Origin of the sequence: Dactylosporangium sp. CA-052675 (assembly GCF_050947935.1) — a bacterium.
Taxonomy (GTDB): Bacteria; Actinomycetota; Actinomycetes; order Mycobacteriales; family Micromonosporaceae; genus Dactylosporangium.
In genome coordinates this window covers 8,578,491-8,599,878 of the sequence record NZ_CP192010.1, presented here as the reverse complement: position 1 = coordinate 8,599,878, position 21,388 = coordinate 8,578,491, and the positions used below count along the sequence as shown (strand labels likewise).

Annotated in this window: 20 protein-coding genes and 1 pseudogene; 11 read left to right on the top strand and 10 right to left on the bottom strand. The window is 72.6% G+C overall.

The window, feature by feature from the left end:
* Window positions 1–54: 54 nt before the first annotated feature.
* A pseudogene (locus ACQP1P_RS38275) lies at window positions 55–1,251 on the top strand (APC family permease); the annotation flags it as partial.
* 20 nt (window positions 1,252–1,271) lie between these two features.
* Here ACQP1P_RS38275 and ACQP1P_RS38270 read toward each other — a convergent pair.
* The 3 genes from ACQP1P_RS38270 to ACQP1P_RS38260 all read right to left on the bottom strand — a co-directional run bounded on the left by ACQP1P_RS38270 (window position 1,272) and on the right by ACQP1P_RS38260 (window position 3,412).
* The gene (locus ACQP1P_RS38270; RefSeq protein WP_433078760.1) at window positions 1,272–1,715 is read right to left on the bottom strand and encodes a DUF5709 domain-containing protein; all 444 of its coding nucleotides are present in this window, start codon (window positions 1,713–1,715) and stop codon (window positions 1,272–1,274) included.
* A gap of 74 nt (window positions 1,716–1,789) precedes the next feature.
* Window positions 1,790–3,148 carry a GH1 family beta-glucosidase gene (locus ACQP1P_RS38265; RefSeq protein WP_433078758.1) on the bottom strand — a complete coding sequence of 453 codons (1,359 nt, stop codon included), beginning with the start codon at window positions 3,146–3,148 and terminating at the stop codon, window positions 1,790–1,792.
* A gap of 18 nt (window positions 3,149–3,166) precedes the next feature.
* The gene (locus ACQP1P_RS38260) at window positions 3,167–3,412 is read right to left on the bottom strand and encodes a hypothetical protein (RefSeq protein ID WP_433078757.1); all 246 of its coding nucleotides are present in this window, start codon (window positions 3,410–3,412) and stop codon (window positions 3,167–3,169) included.
* A gap of 166 nt (window positions 3,413–3,578) precedes the next feature.
* Between ACQP1P_RS38260 and ACQP1P_RS38255 the strand changes: the two genes are divergently transcribed.
* The 3 genes from ACQP1P_RS38255 to ACQP1P_RS38245 all read left to right on the top strand — a co-directional run bounded on the left by ACQP1P_RS38255 (window position 3,579) and on the right by ACQP1P_RS38245 (window position 6,516).
* Window positions 3,579–4,775 (top strand): ROK family protein, encoded by a 1,197-nt coding sequence (locus ACQP1P_RS38255; protein WP_433078755.1) that lies wholly within the window; start codon window positions 3,579–3,581, stop codon window positions 4,773–4,775.
* A gap of 71 nt (window positions 4,776–4,846) precedes the next feature.
* Window positions 4,847–5,857 (top strand): LacI family DNA-binding transcriptional regulator, encoded by a 1,011-nt coding sequence (locus tag ACQP1P_RS38250; RefSeq protein WP_433078753.1) that lies wholly within the window; start codon window positions 4,847–4,849, stop codon window positions 5,855–5,857.
* Window positions 5,858–5,862: 5 nt separating this feature from the next.
* Window positions 5,863–6,516 (top strand): pentapeptide repeat-containing protein, encoded by a 654-nt coding sequence (locus tag ACQP1P_RS38245; protein WP_433078751.1) that lies wholly within the window; start codon window positions 5,863–5,865, stop codon window positions 6,514–6,516.
* A gap of 57 nt (window positions 6,517–6,573) precedes the next feature.
* Here ACQP1P_RS38245 and ACQP1P_RS38240 read toward each other — a convergent pair whose 3' ends face one another.
* Entirely contained in the window at window positions 6,574–7,020 is a 447-nt protein-coding gene (locus ACQP1P_RS38240; RefSeq protein ID WP_433078749.1) for a YdeI/OmpD-associated family protein, read from the bottom strand.
* A 5-nt stretch (window positions 7,021–7,025) separates the two neighbouring features.
* Window positions 7,026–8,141, bottom strand: coding sequence for a geranylgeranyl reductase family protein (locus ACQP1P_RS38235; protein ID WP_433078747.1), 1,116 nt, complete (start codon window positions 8,139–8,141; stop codon window positions 7,026–7,028).
* Between the two features lie 129 nt (window positions 8,142–8,270).
* Here ACQP1P_RS38235 and ACQP1P_RS38230 point away from each other — a divergent pair, with 129 nt between their 5' ends.
* Both ACQP1P_RS38230 and ACQP1P_RS38225 read left to right on the top strand, forming a co-directional pair.
* Complete coding sequence (locus tag ACQP1P_RS38230) at window positions 8,271–8,756, top strand: beta-class carbonic anhydrase (protein WP_433078745.1); 486 nt, start codon at window positions 8,271–8,273, stop codon at window positions 8,754–8,756.
* A 190-nt stretch (window positions 8,757–8,946) separates the two neighbouring features.
* Window positions 8,947–9,624, top strand: a complete 678-nt coding sequence (locus ACQP1P_RS38225; protein WP_433078743.1) for a hypothetical protein — start codon at window positions 8,947–8,949, stop codon at window positions 9,622–9,624.
* Window positions 9,625–9,738: 114 nt separating this feature from the next.
* Here the strand turns inward: ACQP1P_RS38225 and ACQP1P_RS38220 are convergent, their stop codons facing one another.
* Together ACQP1P_RS38220 and ACQP1P_RS38215 are read right to left on the bottom strand one after the other, a co-directional pair.
* Window positions 9,739–10,167 (bottom strand): hypothetical protein, encoded by a 429-nt coding sequence (locus ACQP1P_RS38220; protein WP_433078741.1) that lies wholly within the window; start codon window positions 10,165–10,167, stop codon window positions 9,739–9,741.
* A 530-nt stretch (window positions 10,168–10,697) separates the two neighbouring features.
* On the bottom strand, window positions 10,698–11,507 hold the full coding sequence (locus tag ACQP1P_RS38215) for an isocitrate lyase/PEP mutase family protein (protein ID WP_433078739.1): 810 nt from the start codon (window positions 11,505–11,507) through the stop codon (window positions 10,698–10,700).
* Window positions 11,508–11,572: 65 nt separating this feature from the next.
* On the opposite strand from ACQP1P_RS38215, the gene ACQP1P_RS38210 reads away from it, so the two are divergent.
* Complete coding sequence (locus ACQP1P_RS38210) at window positions 11,573–12,505, top strand: ArsR family transcriptional regulator (protein WP_433078737.1); 933 nt, start codon at window positions 11,573–11,575, stop codon at window positions 12,503–12,505.
* A 199-nt stretch (window positions 12,506–12,704) separates the two neighbouring features.
* On the opposite strand, the gene ACQP1P_RS38205 is transcribed toward ACQP1P_RS38210, so the two are convergent.
* The gene (locus tag ACQP1P_RS38205) at window positions 12,705–13,136 is read right to left on the bottom strand and encodes a hypothetical protein (RefSeq protein WP_433078735.1); all 432 of its coding nucleotides are present in this window, start codon (window positions 13,134–13,136) and stop codon (window positions 12,705–12,707) included.
* 234 nt (window positions 13,137–13,370) lie between these two features.
* Here ACQP1P_RS38205 and ACQP1P_RS38200 point away from each other — a divergent pair, with 234 nt between their 5' ends.
* Window positions 13,371–13,700 carry a DUF6980 family protein gene (locus ACQP1P_RS38200; protein ID WP_433078733.1) on the top strand — a complete coding sequence of 110 codons (330 nt, stop codon included), beginning with the start codon at window positions 13,371–13,373 and terminating at the stop codon, window positions 13,698–13,700.
* On the opposite strand, the gene ACQP1P_RS38195 is transcribed toward ACQP1P_RS38200, so the two are convergent.
* Both ACQP1P_RS38195 and ACQP1P_RS38190 read right to left on the bottom strand, forming a co-directional pair.
* Window positions 13,687–14,091 carry a nitroreductase family deazaflavin-dependent oxidoreductase gene (locus ACQP1P_RS38195; protein WP_433078731.1) on the bottom strand — a complete coding sequence of 135 codons (405 nt, stop codon included), beginning with the start codon at window positions 14,089–14,091 and terminating at the stop codon, window positions 13,687–13,689. The two genes, ACQP1P_RS38200 and ACQP1P_RS38195, sit on opposite strands and share 14 nt — an antisense overlap.
* Window positions 14,088–15,812: a RecQ family ATP-dependent DNA helicase gene (locus ACQP1P_RS38190; RefSeq protein ID WP_433078729.1), complete on the bottom strand. Its 1,725-nt coding sequence runs from the start codon at window positions 15,810–15,812 to the stop codon at window positions 14,088–14,090. Before ACQP1P_RS38190 ends, ACQP1P_RS38195 begins: the two co-directional genes overlap by 4 nt.
* 190 nt (window positions 15,813–16,002) lie before the next feature.
* On the opposite strand from ACQP1P_RS38190, the gene ACQP1P_RS38185 reads away from it, so the two are divergent.
* The 3 genes from ACQP1P_RS38185 (at window position 16,003) to ACQP1P_RS38175 (ending at window position 21,354) form a co-directional block, all read left to right on the top strand.
* Entirely contained in the window at window positions 16,003–16,890 is an 888-nt protein-coding gene (locus ACQP1P_RS38185) for a sigma-70 family RNA polymerase sigma factor (RefSeq protein WP_350617221.1), read from the top strand.
* Window positions 16,891–17,129: 239 nt separating this feature from the next.
* Window positions 17,130–18,221, top strand: coding sequence for a glycoside hydrolase family 16 protein (locus ACQP1P_RS38180; protein ID WP_433078727.1), 1,092 nt, complete (start codon window positions 17,130–17,132; stop codon window positions 18,219–18,221).
* Window positions 18,222–18,477: 256 nt separating this feature from the next.
* On the top strand, window positions 18,478–21,354 hold the full coding sequence (locus ACQP1P_RS38175) for a PQQ-dependent sugar dehydrogenase (RefSeq protein ID WP_433078725.1): 2,877 nt from the start codon (window positions 18,478–18,480) through the stop codon (window positions 21,352–21,354).
* The last annotated feature ends 34 nt before the right edge of the window (window positions 21,355–21,388 follow it).

Here is a 21,388-nt window from a genome sequence, read left to right as displayed (position 1 = left end):
CACGCGCGGGATTGGCCCTTCTGCGGGGCCAAACCCGACCTTAGCGTCGGAGGCATGCTCACCGTCAAGCAGGGCGCGGCACTGTCCGTCGGCGCGGTCCTCGGCACCGGCGTCATCGCCCTGCCCGGGCTGGCCGCGCAGGTCGCCGGGCCGGCGTCGCTCGTCGCCTGGGCCGCGCTCATCGCCCTGTCGGCCCCGCTCGCGCTCACCTTCGCCGCCCTCGGCGCCCGCTTCCCCGACACCGGCGGCGTCGCCTCCTACGTCGGGCGCGCGTTCGGCCCCCGCGCCGCGGCCGTGGTCGGCTGGGCCTTCTACTGCGCCGTGCCGGTCGGGGCGCTGCCCGCGGCCACGTTCGGCGGCGCGTACGTCACCGCCGTCCTCGGCGGCGGCCAGCGCACCACGCTGCTGACGGCCGCGGCCCTGGTGGCGCTGGTCACCGCGGCGAACCTCGGCGGCGTCCGGCTGAGCGGCCGCGTCCAGCTCGGCCTGGCCGCGGCCCTGGTCGCGCTGCTGCTGGCCGCGATCGTCACCGCCCTGCCGCACGCGGACCCGGCCAACCTGCGCCCGTTCGCCCCGCACGGCTGGGCCGCGATCGGCCCGGCGATCGCGGTGCTCGTGTGGGGGTTCGCCGGCTGGGAGGCGCTCACGTCCCTGGCCGCCGACTACCGCGACCCGCGCCGCGACGTGCCCCGCGCCACCTGGATCGCGGTCGCCGTCGTCGGTGTGCTGTACCTCGCCGTCGCCGCCACCAGCCAGGTCGTGCTGCCCGAGCCGTCCGCCGCGCCGCTGGCCGACCTGCTCGCGCTCGGCTTCGGCCACGGCGCCCGGGCACTGACCGCCGTCGTGGCGCTGCTGCTGACCGCCGGGGCGATGAACGCGTACTTCGCCGGCGCCGCCCGCCTCGGCGCCGCCCTCGGCCGCGACGGCGGGCTGCCGGCCTGGTTCGGCCGCGGCGCCGACGCCGGCCAGGTGCCCCGCCGCAGCCTCGCGGTCGTCGCCGCCCTCGCCGCCGCCACGCTCGTGGTGGCCGCCGTGACCGGGCTCGGCCCCCGGCCCCTGATGCTGCTCACGTCGGGGTCGTTCGTCGTGGTGTACCTGCTGGGCACCGCCGCCGCCGTGCGGCTGCTCCCGCGCCGGTCGGCGGCCCGGCGCACCGCCGCCGTCGCGCTGGTCTCCGTCGTGGGCCTGCTCGCCCTCACCGGCGTCTACCTGCTGTGGACGGCGCTGGTCGCGGCGGCGGCCCTCGCCTACCGGGCCGCCGCCGCGCGCCGTCAGAGGTCGCGGTCGTCCACGATGTGCATGGCGGCCTCCTCGGCCGAGGCCGCGCCGCCGTCGATGCCCACGTCGGAGCCGACCTCGTCCTTCTCCTCGTCCTCGCCGATGCCCTCGTCGGGCGCGACGAGCCGCCCGGCCCGCCGGTCGCCGACCTCGCCGCCGTCGAAGAACTCGCCGGACTCGGTGGTGCGGCCGTAGTCGTCGAGGTCCGGGCGGGCGGACGGGTCCGGCTCCTCCTGGCGCAGCCGCTCGTCGAGCGACTCACCCTGCTCGGCCTCGGCCTGGGTGACGCCGAACGCGGTCACCCCACGCGGCTTCTCCGGCGGCGAGTACCCCTCGTCGAGGGAGTCGTCGAGCCCGCGGTCGGACAGCGTGTCCTCCGCGGACAACTGGCCCTCGTCGTCCGGATCCGGGTCCCAGCTGTCGGTCTGCTGCGTCATGTCGAAATCCCCTCGAAGGCGTCTGATTCGGGCGCTGCTTCGTCCTCTATACCCAGCGGCGCCCGAATCCGAGCCTAGATCACGGCCTCGCGCGAGCGCTTGTGCGCGGCGATCAGCTCCGCGTACCGGTGCCCGCTCGCCTTGATCGTGCGCGCCTGGGTGTCGTAGTCGACGCGGACCAGGCCGAACCGCTTGTCGTAGCCGTACGCCCACTCGAAGTTGTCCAGCAGCGACCACGCGAAGTACCCGTCGACCGGCGCCCCGCGCAGCACCGCCTGCCGCACGGCATCCAGGTGCCCCTCCAGGTAGTCGGTGCGCTCCTTGTCCTGGATCTCGCCGCCGGGCTCCACCGTGTCGGGCCACGCCGAGCCGTTCTCGGTGACGAGGATGCTCGCCGGCCGGTAGGTGCCGGCCACGCGGACCAGGATGTCCTGCAGGCCCTTGGCGTACACCTCCCACGGCATCGCCGTCTCGACCGACCCGGGCACCGGGATCTGGCGCGCGAACGGCGCCGCCCCGGCCGGGTCGTCGACCACGATCTGCCGGAAGTAGTAGTTCACCCCCAGGAACTCGGTCGGCGCCGCGATGATCCCGAGATCCCCGTCGCGCACCGGCGGCTCGACGCCGTAGCACTCGACCATGTCGGCCGGGTAGCCGCGGCCGAACACCGGATCGAGCCACCAGCGGTTGGTGTGCCCGTCGGCGCGCACGGCGGCGGCGACGTCCTCGGGCCGGTCGCTGCCGGGCTCGATCGGGCTCAGGTTGAGCACGATGCCCACGTTCGGCGCGAGCCGCGCGTTCGCCCGGATCGCCTGGTCGACGAGGCCGTGGCCGAGCAGCACGTGGTGCGAGGTGTGCACGGCCCGGGTGAGGTCGCGCTCGCCGGGCGCCATGCGGCCCTCGAGGTGCCCGATCCAGGACACGCACAGCGGCTCGTTGACGGTATTCCAGTCGGCGACGCGGTCCCCGAGCCGCCCGGCCACGATCGCGGCGTAGTCGGCGAAGGCCCGGGCCGTGTCCCGGTTCGGCCAGCCGCCGGCGTCCTGCAGGGCCTGGGGGAGGTCCCAGTGGTACATCGTGACGAACGGCCGGATGCCCTCGGCCAGCAGCGCGTCCACGAGCCGGTCGTAGAAGTCCAGGCCGGCCGCGTTCACGGCGCCGGTGCCGTCGGGCAGCACCCGGGGCCAGGCGACCGAGAAGCGGTACGCGTCGAGGCCCAGCCGCCGCATGAGCGCCACGTCCTCGGGCCAGCGGTGGTAGTGGTCGCACGCCACGTCGCCGGTGTCGCCGTTGTCGACGTTGCCCGGCGCGTGCGAGAAGGTGTCCCAGATGGACGGCTTGCGCCCGTCCTCGGCGACGGCGCCCTCGATCTGGTACGCGGCGGTGGCGGCGCCCCAGATGAAGCCGGGCGGGAGTGCGGACAGATCCAGCACGGGGCGGTTCTCCTCAGGTCAGATCTTGCCTTCGGCCGAGCGGAGCTTGGCCCTGATGGACTCCGTGGTGACCGGCCTGCCGGCCGCCGCGTCGGCGAACAGCTCCGCCATCGCCGTGCCGGCGAGGGTCTCGAACCGGCTCGCCCCGGGCACCTGGTAGACGAGGGTCTTCGCGTCGGCCGCGGGGTCGTCGCACGCCGCGACCGACCCGGTCACGAGGGTCAGGGCGGCGAGGCTGAGGATTGGCGCGTCGCAGCGCGACATGGCGGGCCCTTCTCGACAGGAGGGGTGGCGGCGGTGTCCCTTATCTATCGAGACGCAATCTATCGAGACTTAATTTATGTCGTCATTTAAATGGCGCTCAGATCGTGCGTCAAGGTCTCTGCCCTTAGAGTTGCCAGCGCGGGCGGCGACGACAACGGGGGCTGGCGTGCAGGTCGAGCGGGCGAGCAATCGAGGGGTACGACTGCGTAACCGCTCCGCCCTGCTGACCCGGCTGTTCCTGGAAGGCCCGCTCACCCGCCAGGACCTGTCCCGCCGCACCGGCCTGAGCCAGCCGGCGGTCAGCAACGTCGTGAGCGACCTCATCGACGACGGGATCGTCGAGGAGGCCGGCGCCCTGGAGTCCGACGGCGGCCGGCCCAGCATGATGCTGCGCGTCGACCCCGGCTTCGCCGTCGTCGCGGGCGTCGACGTCGGCGAGACCCGCGTCCGCGTCGAACTGTTCGACCTCGGCCTGCGCCGGCTCGCCGAGCACGACCACCCGATCGAGCCGGGCGGGACGCCGCCGGAGGCCGTGGCCGGGCACATCCTCACCGGGCTCGACGCGGTCGCGGCCGGCCGCGAGGTGCTCGGCGCCGGGGTCGGCGTCTCCGGGATCGTCCAGCAGCGGCCGGAGGGTGCCCTCGTGCACGCGCAGACGCTCGGCTGGGATGCCGTACCGCTGGAGGCGCTCCTGCGCGCCGGCACCCGGGTGCCGCTGCACCTCGAGAACGGCGCGAAGACCCTCGGCCAGGCCGAGATGTGGTTCGGCGCCGGCCGCGGCCACCGCCACGCCGTCTTCGCCCTCCTCGGCTCCGGCGTCGGCGCGGCCGTCGTCACCGGCGGCACCACCTACCGCGGCGCGTCCAGCAGCGCGGGGGAGTGGGGCCACACCACGCTCGTCTACGGCGGCCGCCCCTGCCGCTGCGGCTCCGCCGGCTGCCTCGAGGCCTACGCCGGCGCCGCGGCGATCCTCGCCCGCTTCCGCGAGCGCTCCGGCCGCCCGGCCCCCGGCGGCGACGAGGAGTCCCGGCTCACCGCCCTGGCCGCCGCGGCCGCCGCCGGCGAGCCCGACGCCCGCGCGATCCTCGACGAGACCGCCGACTACCTCGGCGCCGGCGTCGCCAACCTCGTCAACCTGTTCAACCCGGAGCTCGTCGTCCTCGGCGGCTGGGCCGCGCTGGCCCTCGAGGACCTCCTGCCGCGCGTGCGCGCCTCGGCCGCCCGCCACGCCCTGCGCCAGCCGTTCGCCCAGACCCGCATCGAGCTCGGCCGGCTCGGCCTCGACGCCGTCGCCCTCGGCGCCGCCACCCTGCCGATCGCGCGGCTGCTCACCGGCGGCGGGGTCGGCCCGCCCGCCGCGTGACCCGGCCGGCATCGACGCAGGGCCTTGGCATCGACGCAGGGGACTTGGTCGATGCCGGTATCGTGCGCGTCGTGGTCCAGGACGCGCGCAGGCGCCGGGGAATGCGCGACGTCGCGGCCGCGGCCGGCGTCTCCGTCAGCACCGTCGCCAACGTCCTCAACAACCCCGGCGTCGTCGCCGAGGCGACCCGCGCCCGGGTCGAGGCGGCGATGGACACCGTCGGCTTCGTCCGCAGCGCCCCCGCCCGGCAGCTGCGCGGCCTGCCCAGCCGGCTCGTCGGCTCGATCACCCTCGACCAGAGCCACCCCTTCTACGCCGAGCTCAACCGCGGCATCGAGGACCACCTCGACGAGGCCGGCTGCATGCTGCTGGCGTGCAGCACCGACCTGCGCCCCGACAAGGAGCTGCGGGCCCTGCGGCTGCTGGAGGAGCAGTCCCCGCGCGGCGTCATCATCACCCCGACCGGCGAGCAGCCGCAGCGCCTGACCGCCGTCAGCTCCCGCGGCACCCCCGTCGTCCTGCTCGACGCCCGCCAGGCCGGCACCGGCCTGTGCGCCGTCGCCGTCGACCACGAGCTCGGCGGCCGGCTCGCCGGCGAGCACCTGATCGGCCTGGGCCACCGCCGCATCGCGTTCGTGACCGCCGGCCCCGACATCGAACCGGTCCGCCAGCGCCGCGACGGCCTCGCCGCGGCCTCCCGCGACGCCGGCCTCGTCGAGCTGCGCATGGCCCCCGCCGGGTTCGCCGAGGGCACCGACGCCGTGATCAGCGCCCTGCTCGACCGGGCCGACCCGCCGACCGCCGCCGTCTGCGTCAACGACGTCGTCGCGCTCGCCCTCATCCGCGGCCTGGAGGCCCGCGGCCTGCGCGTGCCCGGTGACCTGTCCGTGGTCGGCTACGACGACCTGCCCTTCGCCGCGCACGTGCGCCCCGCGCTGACCACGGTCGCCCGCCCGATCCGCGAGCTCGGCCGGGTCGCCGCCGAACTGCTGCTGTCCGAGGACGCCGCCGGCCACCGCCATCAGGAGCTCGTGTTCACCCCCGAACTCGTGATCCGCTCGACGACCGGGCCGATAGGGTGACCCGCATGGCCGTCGCGCAATCGCTGGGGGAGCTTCCGTACGCCGCCTACCTGCGGCCCCACCCCGACGGCGAACCCCTCGCCCCCGACGGCGACTACACCGAGGTCCACTTCGGCGGGGCCGCGTTCGACGGCGGCGAGGCGACCAGCGCCAAGTTCATCGAGTCGGCGTTCACCGGCACCACCCTCACCACCGTCGGCCTCGAACGGGCACGGTTCAGCGACGTGTGGCTGAGCCGCAACCGCTGGGTCGGGGTGCGCGTCGCCGACAGCGAGTGGCTCGACGTGGCCGTGCTCGACAGCGCGCTCGCCGGCGTGCAGGCGTACAGCTCCCGGCTGCGCCGCGTCACCTTCCGCGGCTGCAAGATCGACACCCTGAACCTGCGCGGGGCCACGCTCGCCGACGTCGTCTTCGAGGACTGCGAGCTCAACGAGCTCGACTGCGCCGGGGCCGCCCTCACGAACGTCACGTTCCCCGGCTCGTCCCTGCGCAACGCCCGCTTCTCCCAGGTGACGTGCAAGAAGGTGGACTTCCGCGGCGCCCGCGAGATCGACGTCGCCGACGGCGCCGACGCGCTGCGGGGCGCGACCGTCGACGAGCGTCAGCTCATGGAGCTCGCGCCCGCCCTGGCCCAGGCGCTGGGCATCCTGGTCAAATAGCCTGGTCAAATAGCCTGGTCAAATAGCCTGGTCAAAAAGCCTGGTCAAAAAGCCTGGTCAAATAGCCCGGTCGAGGAGCGCCGCGACGGCCTTCGCCACGCGGCGCTGCCGGGTCTCGGCGGTCTTCGCGCCCTCGACGGACAGCACGTGGCGGCTCTGGTTGCTGTACGACAACGCGTCGAACCGCGCCCGCGCCCCCGGCTCCGCGTCCAGCGCCGCGGCCAGGTCGGCCGGCACCTCCACCGTCCGCGGCGCGCCGTCCGGCTCGACGTCCACGTCGAACGTGTCGCCGGCCGCGACCCCCGCCCCGGCCCGCACCTCGGCCGAGACCGGCAGCAGGAACGCGCCACGCATCGAGGCGACCGTGCTGCGGTACGTGTACCCGTTGATCGTCACCGTCACCGGCGGCTTCCTGCTGGTGCCGAGCGCCTCCACGACCTCGGCGGGCACCGTGATGCCGGTCGCCGTCCGGCCGTGCAGCTCGAGGGTCGCGCGGAATCTCATGGGGCTCAGCCAAGCAGGCGCAGCGCCTGCCGTACAGGAAAACGCTCGACCGTGCCCACGAAGGACGTCTCCCCGTGGCAGAAGCGCTCGAACATGCGCCAGCCCGGCGGGGTGCGCAGCAGGTTGTGGAACAGCCGCGGATGGCGCGCGAACACGGCCAGCAGGCGGGTGCCGGCCCGCATCGTCGGCACCAGCGTCTCGGTGACGTCGCGCTCGTACCTCGCCAGGTCCTTCCCGGCCGCCGCCGCCCCGGCCAGCGCGCCCGAGCGGGTGGCGAAGCTGATCCCCTCCCGCGTCCACGGTTCGAGCAGCCCCGCGGCGTCCCCGGCGACGATCACGTTGCCCCGGCGCAGCGGCGACGATTCGGTACGGCACCGCGTCAGATGCCCCGAGTCGTGCACCGGCTCGATCCCGTCGAGCCCCAGCCGCGCCAGGAAGTCCCGCAGGTAGGCCTTGGTCCGCTCGCCGTCCCCGCGCGCCGAGATCACCCCGACGGTGAGCAGGTCACCCTTCGGGAACACCCACGCGTAGGAGCCGGGCAACGGCCCCCAGTCGATGAGCAGCCGCCCCTTCCACTGCGCCTGCCGGTCCGCGCCGATCGGCAGCTCCACCTCCAGCCCGAGGTCGACCTGCCCGTACTCGACGCCGACATGCCGCGCCGTCACCCCCGACGACCCGTCCGCCCCGATCGCGGCCGCCGCCGTCACCGTCTCGTCGCCGGCGAGCCGGATGCGCACCCCGCCCTCGTCCTGCTCGACGGAGCGGACCGGGGTCGCCTGCCGTACCGTCGCACCCGCCCCTTCCGCGGCCCGCCGCAGCGCGTCGTCGAACTCGGGCCGCCGGACCATCGCCAGCAGCGGCCGCCGGCCCGACCGGCGCGTGAACGCCGCCCGCCCGTCGTGGGTGAAGTCGGCCCGCTCGATGCGGTCGTCGGCCGGGATCGTGATGCGATCGGCGACCGCCTGCACCGAATGGCCGATCAGCCCGCCGCCGCAGGTCTTGTACCGCGGGTGCGTCGCCTTCTCCAGGACGAGCGTGCGCGCGCCTCGCCGGGCGGCCTCGTACGCGGCCGACAGTCCCGCCGGCCCGCCACCGATGATCGCCACGTCCCAGTCAGTCACCCGAGCACCTTAACGGTCCGCCCCGGCGGCCCCGCGCTCGTCGGGCCCCGGCCGTCCGGCCCGGGTGACTTTGGCCTCGTGTGACCAACACATCAGCCGTTCGGATGACGAATCTGCTTCACTCGGTTCATGTCCGCGATCGACCACCTGATCCATGCGAACGCCCGGTACGCCGAGACCTTCCCGGGCCCCCGCCCGCTGCGCCCGAAGCTGCGCCTGACCGTGATCTCGTGCATGGACTCGCGCCTGGATCTCTTCGGCGCGCTCGGCCTGGAGATCGGCGATGCCCACCTGATCCGCAACGCCGGCGGCCTGCCGACCGAGGAGGTGCTGCGCTCCCTCGCGATCAGCCAGCGCAAGCTCGGCACCCGCGAGGTGGTGATCATCCACCACACCGAGTGCGGCATGGAGGGCTTCGACGACCCGGCGTTCCGCGCCGAACTGGCCGAGACGGGCGTGACCCCGACCTGGAACGTGCCGGGCTTCAGCGACCTGCACGACACCATGCGCAACTCGATCCGCACGGTTCGCGAGTGCCCCTGGATCCCGCACCGCGAGGACGTGCGCGGCTTCATCTTCGACGTGGCGACCGCCAAGATCGAAGAGGTCGTCTGACACCCGGGCCGCCCTCCCGAATGGCGGACATTGACGTCCGCATGGTGAACGCCGGCCGGTACTGCGCGTAGACACCCCGGTGCGGTCCGTGTCGACGCGTGACCCCTTACCGCAAATTGCATACGGCAGGGGTGGCGCCGAGGGATCCACGCCGTCCGCATGGGGTGATGCATGCGGCACGATCGGACCCATGCGATACGGGGGGAGACTCAACCGGATCGAATTCACAGCCCTGATCGACCAGCAGGCCGGCCGGGTCCGCGCGAACGCCGCGACGCTGCCGCTCTACGGCCCGGCGACCTGGCCGGGCCCGTGCCGCCTGGGCGCGTGGGGCTGGGAAGACGACCGCCTGATGCACGCCGGCCTGCTCTACGGCAGCCCGGAAGGGGCCCCCCTCACCGCGACCGCCGCCCCCGCCCTGGCCGGCGCGGGCCTGGACGCGCCCGGCACCACCGTGACGGCCACCGCCCCCGCCCCGGACAGCCCGTGGGTCGAGGTGATCACCACCGCCGGCCCGCCGATGCCCCAGCTGATCGACCTGCGCATGGCCGCCACTGTCGCGGCGAGGACGGACCGCCGCAGCGTGGAACGCGCCCTGCGCGCGGCCTCGACCCCGGCCCCGGAACGCGTGACGATCCCCGTCGACGGCGTGCCCCGCGAGTTCTCCCGCTGGCCGGACGAGCCGCTGGGCGACTCCCTGGGCCGCGGCTGGCTGGCGATCCTGGACGAGGTGCCGGGCCTGCTGCTGCGCGTGTCGGGCCTGGCGCCGGCGGATCTGGCTCTGGCCCGGGTCCGCGACGTCGAGCCGCACTTGACGGGCACGCGGGCGCACCTGCTCGCCGGCTACGACGCCTACGGCAGCGACTGATCCGGGGCCTGGCGCACTTGCTGGCCGGGTGTGATGCCTACGGCAGCGACCGACCCGGGGCTTGGCGCACCTGCTCGCCGGATGCGATGCCTACGGCAGCGACCGACCAGGCCGTCACTGGGCCGCGAGGGCCTGCGCGAAGTTGACCCGCTGGATTGCCTCCGCCGTGTGCAACGGTGAGTACACGATCTCCTGCGCCAGATAATGGTTCGGCCCCGACTGGATCGACACCACGAGCGGCCCCGACATCGCGTGCGTCTTCGCGGTCAGGAACAGCAGCCCGAACAGCAGGAACAGGCTCAGCCCGCAGGTGAAGATCGACAGCAGCAGCGCCAGCACCGCACACGTCACCGCCAGCCCGATACCCCAGCCCGCCGTAGTCGTGATCGGAATCGGCTGCGAGACCACCATCCAGCGGCTGCCCCGGATCGGCCACACACCGACGGGGGTGTAGATCGCCACCCCGTCGACGCGCACGTCGCCGATACGCACGTCGGGACCGTTGTAGAGCGGGGCGCCGCTGTACGGCACGGGCAGCGTCACACCCGGATTGTCGCCCGCGCCCGCCCCGGCGAGACACCGGCCGGAAGGACGGAATGCACTCACCCGCGACGATTCACGCGTCGTACTTACGCCGCGCTCCTCACGTCCGGCCAACGGCACCCAGCGCGGCGACCTGCTACCCATGTCCCGCCGACGGCATTCAGCGCGGCGAGCTGCTCCTGGTGTCCGGCCAACGGCACCCAGCGCGGCGACCTGCTACCCATGTTCCGCCGACGGCACTCAGCGCGGCGAACTGCTCCTGGTGTTCGGCCAACGGCAGCAAGCCCGGCGAGCCCCAGGCGGTCCCGAAACGCCGCACGCCCCCACCCCGCAGGCTCCCGGCAACCATGCAAAGCCCGCGCGGCTGATCCCGAACCTCGCCGACTCCGAAACGAGCCGGACGTGTGCAACCCGCTCGTAACCCGTCTCCGCAGCCCACGAGCCCGGGCGGCCCCCCCACCCAGCTCCTGGAGACCACCCGACGCCCAGCGGAAGCAACGCCCCTTAAAATCACCGTAAATCCAAAAATTTCAGGACATAAGAGAATTCAACTCGCCAAAATCGTACGAGTCCGCCAGCGAGCTGTACGTGCCGGCCGTGTACGCCTCCCGGGCCGCCCGCCGAGCCAACGCATACGCGGCCTCGGCAATCCACGACCCAAGGCTGACCCGAGCGACCCCGATCGCCGCAAGCTGCCCAACCGAGGGCGTCCCCGGCTGCGCAAGCACGTTCAACGGCGCCGGAATCGCCTTGGCCAGCCCCGCGATCGTGTCCGCATCGGCGACCCCGGGCACGAAGATCCCGGTGGCACCGGCCGCGAGATACGCCTCGGCCCGGCCGACGGTCTCGTCGGGAAGCCCGCGAAAGTACGTGTCGACGCGAGCGTTGATGTAGAGCTCCACACCCGCGTCCTCGGCGGCGGCGCGGGCCGCGGCGATGCGCGCCTGCTGCCCGGCGACGTCGCGCAGGCCCGCCGCGTCGCCGTCGCGGGCGGTGTCCTCGAGGTTCACCCCGACGGCCCCGGCCGCGATGACGCCGCGGATCGTCTCGGCGACCTCGGCCGGCGTGGCGCCGAAGCCGGACTCGATGTCGGCGGTGACGGGCAGGTCGGCGGGGACGGCGCGCACGATGCGGGCAAGGTGCTCGAGGGCCTGGTCCCGGGTGAGCGCGTCGCCGTCGGGGGCGCCGAGGGTCCAGGCCACGCCCGCGGAGGTGGTCGCGATCGCGGGGGCGCCGGCGGCGGCGACGACGCGGGCGGACGCGGCGTCCCAGGCGTTGACGAGCACGAGTGGGTCGGTGGCGGTGTGCAGGGCCCGGAAACGAGCGGCGCGGTTGGTCATGCGCGCCATTCTTCCGCCGCCGCGCGGGGCCGCCCCAACGTTTCAGTCCACACTAAATTGTTCCCGTGGTGTCGATCGGTCTGTCCGCCGCCGCGATCGCGCGGATCCGGTTCGCGGTCTCCCCGCTGTGGGAGACGATCGCGAGCCTGCGTGTGCTGCGCGACCCGGGCGCGCACGCGATCCATCTGCCCTGGGTGTCGCGGGTGCGGGGCCTGGACGCACGCGGCCTGGACGCACGGGGCCTGGACCTGCCGGGGCTCGCGGGCCTGGTGCCGCCGGCGCCCGGCTACATCCCGGACTTCCTCACCCCGACGCCGCCGGGCCCGTTTCCGGAGCTCGACGACGAGCTGGCGGTGCTCGCGGCCACCCCGGCCGGCGTCGTGCGGGCGCAGACCGGCAGCGATCTCGATCCGGCGGTGCTGGCGGGGCGGCTGCGGGAGTACTTCGCCGCGGCGATCGCCCCCGACTGGGCGCGCATCCGGGTGCTGCTGGAGGCGGAGGTGTACGCGCGGGCCCGGTCGCTCGCCGCCGACGGGGTGGGCGGGCTGCTCAACGACCTGCACGCCAACGTGTCGTTCGCGGACGGGACGTTGTCGGTGTTGCAGCGCTGGTGCACGGCGGGGGATGTGCGCGACGGCGGGGATCTGGTGCTCGTGCCGTCGGTGTTCGTCTGGCCGTCGGTGCTCACGGTCTTCGGGGAGCGGGCTCAGCTGGCGTATCCGCCGCGCGGGGTCGGGGCGCTGTGGGAGTCGCGGGGCGGGGGCCGCAGTGCGTTGGGGGCGCTGGTGGGGCGGGCCCGGGCGCGGTTGCTCGTCGAGCTCGCGGTGCCGGCCTCCACGAGCGATCTCGCGGGGCGGACCGGGCTCACGCCGGGTGGGGTGTCGCAGCATCTCGCGGTGCTGCGCGCGGCGGGGCTGGTGCGGGCGCATCGCGCCGGGCGGGCCGTGATCAATGTCCGGACCGAGGCCGCCGAGGTCCTGATCGAGGCTCAGGGGTGAGGAAGATGACACGGGTGACCAAGGTGGTGCCGCACTCCGCTTTCTAATAGCACCATACACCATGCCACCTAATCGATCTTCCGAAAGAACACTGCGAGTAATCGGTCGGCCGCACAAAAAGAACCGGCCGGCGCCAATAGTAGCGCCGACCGGCTCAAGAGCATTGACCGTGATTACGGTCGGTGAAATGCCGTTACGATCAGTTCTCCGAGGCGCCGAGCTCGGCCGTGCCCGCGCCCCCGACGCCCTGCTGGTGCACCTCGGTGCCCTCGGCGAACGCGGCCTCGAACTTCTCCTGCAGCGCGTTGAGCTCGCTGAACTGGGCCTGGTGCGAGGACTCGCTGCCCTCGGCCGCGAAGACGTGGTCGTCCGAGGTCGCGTCGTGCGAGTAGTTCGTGTAGTCGTCCGACTCGTAGTGCACGGCCGCCGGCGCGTCGTACTCGGTGTGGTGGCCCTGCGCGAAGTCCGTCGACTCGGCGCTGTGGTGGTCCTCCTCGTAGACGCCGAACTGCGACTGGGCGTCGGCCTCGGAGCCCTGCGCCTGGTGCAGCTGGTCCAGCTCGCCGCTCTCCTGGCCGGCCTCGTAGTGGCCGTAGTCCGCGCCGGTGTCGCCGGTCTCGAAGTCGCTCATGTGATGCGTCCCTTCAAAGGGTCTGTGCGTAAAGGTCTATGTGGTGCCGGCCTGACGATTCGGGAGGCGTGCCAGCGGCGCGTTGTGCGATGCGTGGTGAAAACGTGCTGGTGGGAGCGTAGACCGGCCAGGACGGCCCGAACTATCCCCCACATGACAGCTGATCAGCTAGTTTTCGTCGCGGCGCGGTGAGCGGTGCATACTCCTGCGGTGCTACGACACTGCTGCGACGGGATGCGTGCCCAGTTTCAGGACGAGGACGTGGACCCGTGGGACGACCCGGACGTGGTCGTCGTCTACTCGGCCAAGTTCGACGAGTACGGTCTGCCGGTCCGCGACGGCGGCACGTCGATGGTCGTGATCGGCTTCTGCCCGTGGTGCGGCGCCCGCCTGCCGCAGTCGCGGCGGGACGCCTGGTTCGACGCGATGGAGCGGCTCGGCCTGGACCCGTGGGAGGACGAGCTGCCGGAGGAGTACCACACCGACGCGTGGTGGAAGCCCGAGCAGGTCCCGGGCACCGAGCGCGAGCACGTGGAGCCCGAGCGGGTCATCACGCCGAGCTGACGAGCTCCACGACGGGGATCGTGCGGATAGTGCCCCGCTGGTGCTCGGCGAAGAACGGGTACTGCTCGGCGATCCGCGCGAACAACGGGTCGCGGTCGGGTGCCGGGCGGGCCGTGGCCGCGTACTCGGCGCCGTCGACCTCGACGGTGACGGCCGGGTCGGCGACGAGGTTGCGATACCAGTCGGGGTCGCGCTCGGCCCCGGCCGCGGAGGCGACGACGAGCAGCCGCCCGTCGAGGCGGACGTACATCATCGGGTTGGTGTACCGCTTGCCGGTGCGCCGCCCGGTGGTGGTGAGCAGCAGCAGCGGCCGCCCCTCGAGCCGGCGCCCGGCGGCCCGGAACTCCTCGATGAGCTTCGCGTTGGCGGCGTTGAGATCGTCGGGAATCACGCGGGCTCCAGGAGCTTGGACTTCTGCACGATGGGAACGCTGAGGGTCTTGTACCCCACCTGCTCGAACAGCACCACGACCCGATCCTGCTCGTAGGCCATCACGGTTCCGGTACCCCAGGCCGAGTGTCGCACCTCGCTGGAGACGGGGAACGGCCGTTCATGGTCGACGACGGGCGCGGCGGGCGGCGCGACAGCCGAAGCCGGTACCGCTGCCGCCGGAGAACGACGAAAGACCCGTTGCCACCACGTGAGGACAGGCACGACCGGGTCCACGACCACGGTGCCGTTGGCGCAGTTGTCGCAGTGCCCGCACGGGGCGTCGGCCTGTTCGCCGAAGTACGCCAGCAGGGAGCGCCCGCGGCAGTTCGCGCTCTCCGCGTACTGGCGCATCATGTCGATCCGCGAGCGCCGCAGCGTCTGGTGCCGCTCGAACTGGGCCAGGGCGAGCCGCGACGCCTCGGCCGGGCTGGGCGCGTACCGCGGGGCGGTGAGCTTGTTCCCGGTGCCGACCTCGGCCGCGCCGACCTGTTCCAGGAGGCTCAGCAGGGCGGTGATCCGGCGGGCGGGGAGTCCGCTGCGGGTGGCGAGCGCGGCCCGGGTCGCGGGGCCCTCGCGCAGCGCGGCCGCGAGCTGGGTCAGCTCCTTGCCGTCGGGCGCGCCGGTGGCGAAGAACCGCTGCAGGGCGACGTCCTCGGCGCGGAAGAACAGGACGGTGTTGGCCGGCTCGCCGTTGCGCCCGGCGCGCCCGATCTCCTGCAGGTAGCTGTCGGGGGAGTCGGGCAGGGCGACGTGGTGCACCCAGCGGATGTTGGGCTTGTCCACGCCCATGCCGAACGCGCTGGTGGCGACCATGACCGGGATCCGGTCGGCCATGAAGTCCTCGTAGCGGCGGTTGCGCTCGCCGGCGGCCAGGCCCGCGTGGAAGGCGACCGCGTCGATGCCGCGGTCGGCGAGGCGCTGGGCGTACTGCTCGGCGATGGCGCGCGTCGGGGCGTACACGATCCCGGGGTGTTGCTCCTGCTCGACCTGGGCCAGGAGGCGCTGCCAGCGCTGCTCGTCGCTGGTGCAGTGCACGGCGGCGAGTCGCAGGTTGGCCCGGTCCAGCCCGGCGACGAGGGTGAACGGGTCGCGCAGCCCGAGCGCGGCGATGATGTCGGCGCGCACGGGCGGCGAGGCGGTGGCGGTGAGCGCGACCACCGGCGGCCGGCCCAGTTCCCGGATGAGGTGCCCGAGCTGCAGATAGTCGGGGCGGAAGTCGTACCCCCACGCGGAGACGCAGTGCGCCTCGTCGACGGCCACGAGCCCCGGGCGCAGCGCCTTGACCTCGGCGAGGCGTTCGGGGTTGCCGAGCTGCTCGGGCGTGATGAACAGGAACCGGGCGGTGCCGGCCCGCAGCGCCTCGAGGGCCCGGCGCTGCTGGGCGGGGGTCTCGGCGGAGCTGATCCGCACGGCCTGGCCCTCGCGGCGGCGGTTGAGCCCGGCGATCTGGTCCTGCTGGAGGGCCAGAAGTGGTGAGATGACCACGGCGGGTCCGGCGATCAGCGTCGCCGGAACCTGGTAGATCGCGGATTTTCCGCCGCCGGTGGGTAACACGACGAGTGCGTCACGCTTCTTGAGCAGGGCACGCATCGGCGGCAGCTGTCCGGGGCGGAGGGTGTCCCAGCCGAACTCTCGGCGGGCGGCACGGCGCAGGCGGGGCGCGTGGGGCACAAGGTTCATCGGGCGCGACTGTACCGGTGTTCGAACGCTTCGGCGCGCTATGCGACACGCCGAGCCTTGAGGACTCTCACCGTTCAGCAACCGAGATGCACCCGAAAGTGACGGCGTAAGCACCCTTCGTAGTCGAAAGTTCTTCGTGTCAGCAGGTGGACCGCCTGCACGGGGTCCACCCGGACACGAGGGGGAACCGATGACAACGACCCTTGAGGGTGCCACGCTCAAGGTCCAGTTGGAAGGCCGGGAGCTCGAGGACCTGATCCGCGAGCATCTGCCGCTCGTCGGGCATCTGGTGCGCCAGACGCTCGGCCGCCTGCCTGCCCACGTCAGCCGCGAGGACCTGGTCTCCGCCGGGATGGCGGCCCTGGCCGGCGCCGCCAAGGCGTTCGACCCGAGCCGCGGCATCCCGTTCGGCAGCTTCGCCACCACCCGCATCCGGGGCGCGATCCTGGACGAGCTGCGCGGGCTGGACTGGGCGAGCCGCTCGGTGCGGGCCCGGGCCCGGCAGGTCGACGCGATGCAACAGGAGCTCACCGCGGCGCTCGGCCGCACCCCGACGAACGCCGAGCTCGGCGAGGCGCTCGGGGTGAGCATCGACGAGCTGCAGGCCATCGACGACGACGTCCAGCGGGCGGCCGTACTGTCGCTGCAGGGATTCGCCGCCGGCAGCGCCGAGGACATGGTCCCCGAGCGGGCGGCCGGGCCCGAGGACCTGATCCTGCATCGGGAGCGCATCGGCTACCTGCACAACGCCGTCGAGGCCCTGCCCGAGCGGCTCGGGAAGGTCGTCAAGGGGTACTTCTTCCAGGAGCGCCCCATGATGGAGATCGCGCACGAGCTCGGCGTCACCGAGTCGCGGGTCTCGCAGCTGCGGGCCGAGGCGTTGATGCTGCTGCGTGACGGGCTCAACACCCACCTCGACCCGGATCTCGTCTCGGCCAGCGACAAGCCGACGGGGTGCGTGGCCCGCCGCCGCGAGGCGTACCACGACAAGATCGCCAACGCGGGCAACCTCAACAGCCGCCTGGCCCAGACCAATCACCACGGCATGCCGTTCACCCAGTCCGGCCGCCACGCCTAGATCCGCGGTACCGCGGGGTTCGCGGCCGGGGCCTGTCATGTATATGGCAGCTCCCGGCCGCACGTCATGGCAAAGCCAAAGATCGTGCGCACAGCGGTGGTAGGGTGGCCGCTGCAATTGGTCCGGCACGTGTTTGATACGTGCACAAATGCGCACCGATTGGCGGGCGAATGCGTTTCCAGCCGGATGATGTCGACATTCCGGAACATGATGATCGGCCGGGGGAACCGGCCCTCCCGGTGCGTCCGCGGCGGGGCGGGCGCCGGCTCGGGGTCGTGGTGGCCTCGGCCGCCGCGGTGCTGCTCGTCGCGGCCGGCGCCGGCGCGGTCACCTACCTGAACAAGGACTCCGCCGCCTCCAGCCCGGAGACGGGCCAGGCGATCGACGCCGCGGGCAACGGCGACCCCGCGGGCGAGTCGGGCCTCGGCGAGGGGCCCTCGGGGTCCGCGCCGGCCGGCCCGTCGGCGTCGGTCAAGCCGGGCGCCACCGCCTCCAAGGCCGGCGTCGGCTCCGCCCCGGGCGCCCCGGCGATCCCGCCCGCGGCCGGCAAGCGCTGGACCATCGGCTTCAGCGAGGAGTTCAACGGCAGCTCGCTGGACAAGACCAAGCTCAGCCCCTGCTTCGACTGGAACACCGGCGACTGCACCTCGACGTTCAACGGCGGGCGGGAGCACTACCAGCCCAGCCAGGTGGTCGTCTCCGGCGGCACCGCGAAGCTCATCGCCGCGCCGCTGAGCCCGCCGTACAAGAGCAGCGCCTGCCAGGGCGGGTCGTGCACGTACAAGGCGGGCCTGGTCTCCACGGCGCGCCCGAACGCCGGCAACGGCTCGAAGTACCTGTACTCCTTCACGTTCGGCTACGTCGAGTCGCGCTTCAAGTTCCCGGCGACGCAGGGCTTCTTCACCGCGTTCTGGATGCTGCCGGCCGACCCGTCCTACAACTACAAGACGGAGCTCGACATCCTCGAGGAGATGGGCGACGACCCCTCGACGATGTACATGACGTACCACTGGGACGACCGCAAGGAGTCCATGCACGTCAACAGCGGCAAGAAGAACAACGGCAAGTGCGCGGCGAAGGACTACTCGAAGGACTTCGTGCGGATGGGCGTGGACTGGGAGCCCGACCACATCTCCTGGTACATCGACGGCGTCGAGTGCGCGCGGTTCACCAACGCGCCCGCCATCGAGAAGGGCCCCATGCAGCTGCTCATGCACATGATGGTCGACAACGACTGGCAGCGCGGCTGGGGCGTCGGGCTCACCGACCCGTCGCTGACCCGCCAGCTCGAGGTCGACTACATCCGCGTCTATCAGCAGACGGCCGCCTAGCCGGGATCGTCGTCGGCCCGCCGGTTTCCGTGACCGGCGGGCCGCTCGCTGACCGAACGGTCAATCCGGTCTCGGCGTATCGAACAATTAACCCTGTCGACGTCCAGCGATACGCTGTCGCCTGTTTTCACGGTGGACAGGGGGCGTACATATGTCGCTGCGTCGGCGTTTGTCGGTTTTCGCAGCAGCCGCCATCACGGCCGCCGGCGCGGCATTCGCGCTCGGATTCGGACATTCCCCCGCAACAGCGGCGACGTTGCCGAACGGCTTCCAGGAACAGGTCGTGTTCAGCGGCCTGACCCAGCCGACCAGCATCCAGTTCGCCTCCGACGGCCGCGTGTTCGTCGCCCAGAAGAACGGCGTGATCAAGGTCTTCGCCGGCCTGTCGGCCACGAGCGGGACCGTCTTCGCCGACCTGTCCGCCAAGGTGCACGACTACTGGGACCGCGGCCTGCTCGGCTTCGCGCTGAGCCCCACGTTCCCGGACGACCCGTCGGTGTACGTCCTCTACACCTACGACGCCCCGCCGAAGAAGACCGCCCCGGTCTGGCACGACGACTGCGATCCGGTCCCCGGCGGCGGGGCCGGCGGCAACTGCGTCGTCACCGGCCGGCTGTCGAAGCTGACCGCCGCGGGCAACCAGTGGACCGGCACCGAAACGACGCTGATCGACGACTGGTGCCAGCAGTTCCCCAGCCACTCCATCGGCGACCTGCACTTCGGCGCCGACGGCGCGCTGTACGCCTCCTCCGGCGACGGCGCCAGCTTCGGCACCGTCGACTACGGCCAGTTCGGCAGCCCGGTGAACCCCTGCGGCGACCCGGCCGGCGAGGGCGGCGCGCTGCGCTCGCAGGGCCTGCGCAGCACCGGGGACCCGCTGCAGTACGACGGCTCGATCCTGCGTGTCGACCCGGCCAACCCGGCCGCCGCCAAGCCCGTCGGCTTCGGCCTGCGCAACCCGTTCCGGTTCACCATCCGCCCGGGCACGAACGAGATCTGGGCCGGCGACGTCGGCTGGAACTCGTGGGAGGAGATCAACCGGATCCCGGCGCCGTCGACCTCCTCCCCGGTGAACTTCGGCTGGCCCTGCTTCGAGGGCGCGGCCCGCCAGCCCGGCTACGAGGGCGCCAACCTGGGCCTGTGCAACAGCCTCTACGCCTCCGGCGGCCAGACCAGCCCGTACTACACCTACAACCACGCCAACCAGATCGTGCCGGGGGAGGCCTGCCCGTCGGGCGGCTCGTCCATCACCGGCGTGGCGTTCTACCCGGGCGGGGGGTCGTACCCCAGCGCGTACAACGGCGCCCTGTTCTTCGCCGACTACGCCCGCGGCTGCATCTGGGCGATGTTCAAGGGCGCGAACGGGCAGCCCGACCCGACCCAGATCCAGACGTTCTTGGCCGGCGCGGCGTATCCGGCGTACCTCACGATGGGCCCCGGCAACGACCTCTACTACGTCGACCTGGTCGGCGGCACCGTCCGGCGGATCCGGTACTTCCCGACGAACCGCCCGCCGGTGGCCTCCTTCACCGCCACCCCGACGTCCGGCACGAGCCCGCTCGTCGCCCAGTTCGACGCGTCGGCCTCCACCGACGCCGACGTGGCCGACCAGAGCCAGCTCACCTACCAGTGGGACTTCGACGGCGACGGGAAGTTCGACGCGACCGGGGTCAAGGTCTCGCACACGTACGACAAGGACGGCAGCTACACCGCGATCCTGAAGGTCACCGACCCGCTCGGCGCGAGCGGCACCGCGACGACCACGATCACGGCCGGCGCCGAGACCCCGACGGCGGTGATCGACTCCCCGGAGGCCACGGTCACCTGGGCCGTCGGCGACACGGTGCGCTTCTCCGGCCATGCGTACGACCCCCAAACGAAGAGCAACCTGCCGGACTCGGCCCTCAAGTGGGAGCTGCAGCTGGAGCACTGCACGGCTCCGGACAACTGCCACACCCACTTCCTGCAGACGTTCGACGGCGTGAGCAGCGGCTCGTTCAAGGCGCCGGACCACGAGTACCCGTCGTACCTGCGGCTGAAGCTCAGCGCCACCAACGACGCCAACCTGACCAGCGTCGCGACCGTCGACCTGCAGCCCAAGACCGTCGAGCTGTCCTTCGCCAGCAAGCCCACGGGCCTGCAGGTGGTCGTCGGCTCCTCCAGCCAGGCCACGCCGTTCACCCGCCGGGTCATCGTCGGCTCGACGAACACGGTCAGCGCGCCGGCGCCGCAGACGACGAGCACGATGCTGTACTCGTACGGCAACTGGTCCGACAACGGCGCCCAGACGCACACCCTGACGGCGCCGTCGGCCGCCACGACGTACACGGCCACCTACAACGGCGTCGCCCCGATCGAGCTGCGGGCGAACGCCAACGGCAACTACGTCACCGCGGACAACGGCGGCAAGGCCCCGCTGATCGCCAACCGGACCGCCATCGGCGCCTGGGAGCAGTTCGACGTCATCGACCAGGGCGGCGGCTTCGTGGCGCTGCGCAGCCGCTCGAACCTGCAGTACGTGACCGCGGAGAACGGCGGCAACGCCCCGCTGATCGCGAACCGCCCCACCGTCGGCCCCTGGGAGAAGTTCGAGCTGATCGACAACGGCGACGGCACGATCAGCCTGAAGGCGAACGCGAACGGCAACTACGTGACCGCGGAGAACGGCGGCAACGCGGCCCTGATCGCCAACCGCACCGCGATCGGCGCCTGGGAGAAGTTCACGAGGGTGAAGGCGCCCACGACCGTGAGCGTGACCGCGTACATCAACAACCTGCTGGTGACGGCGGAGTCCTCGGGCACCAAGCCCCTGATCGCCAACCGCGGCGTCGTCGGCGCGTGGGAGACGTTCGACATCGTCGACGCGGGCGACGGGTACGTGGCGCTGCTCGCCCACGCGAACTCCCGCTACGTGACGGCCGAGAGCGCGGGCGGCAAGGCCCTCATCGCCAACCGCACCGCGGTCGGCGCGTGGGAGAAGTTCCAGATGGTGACGAACGCCGACGGCACAGTCAGCTTCAAGGCCAACGCCAACGGCCGCTACGTGACGGCCGAGAACGGGGGCGGCAAGCCCCTCATCGCCAACCGCACCGAGATCGGCGCGTGGGAGAAGTTCAGCATCGCCCCGGCGTAACCCCGCGGCCGGGCCCCGAGCGGGCCCGGCCGTC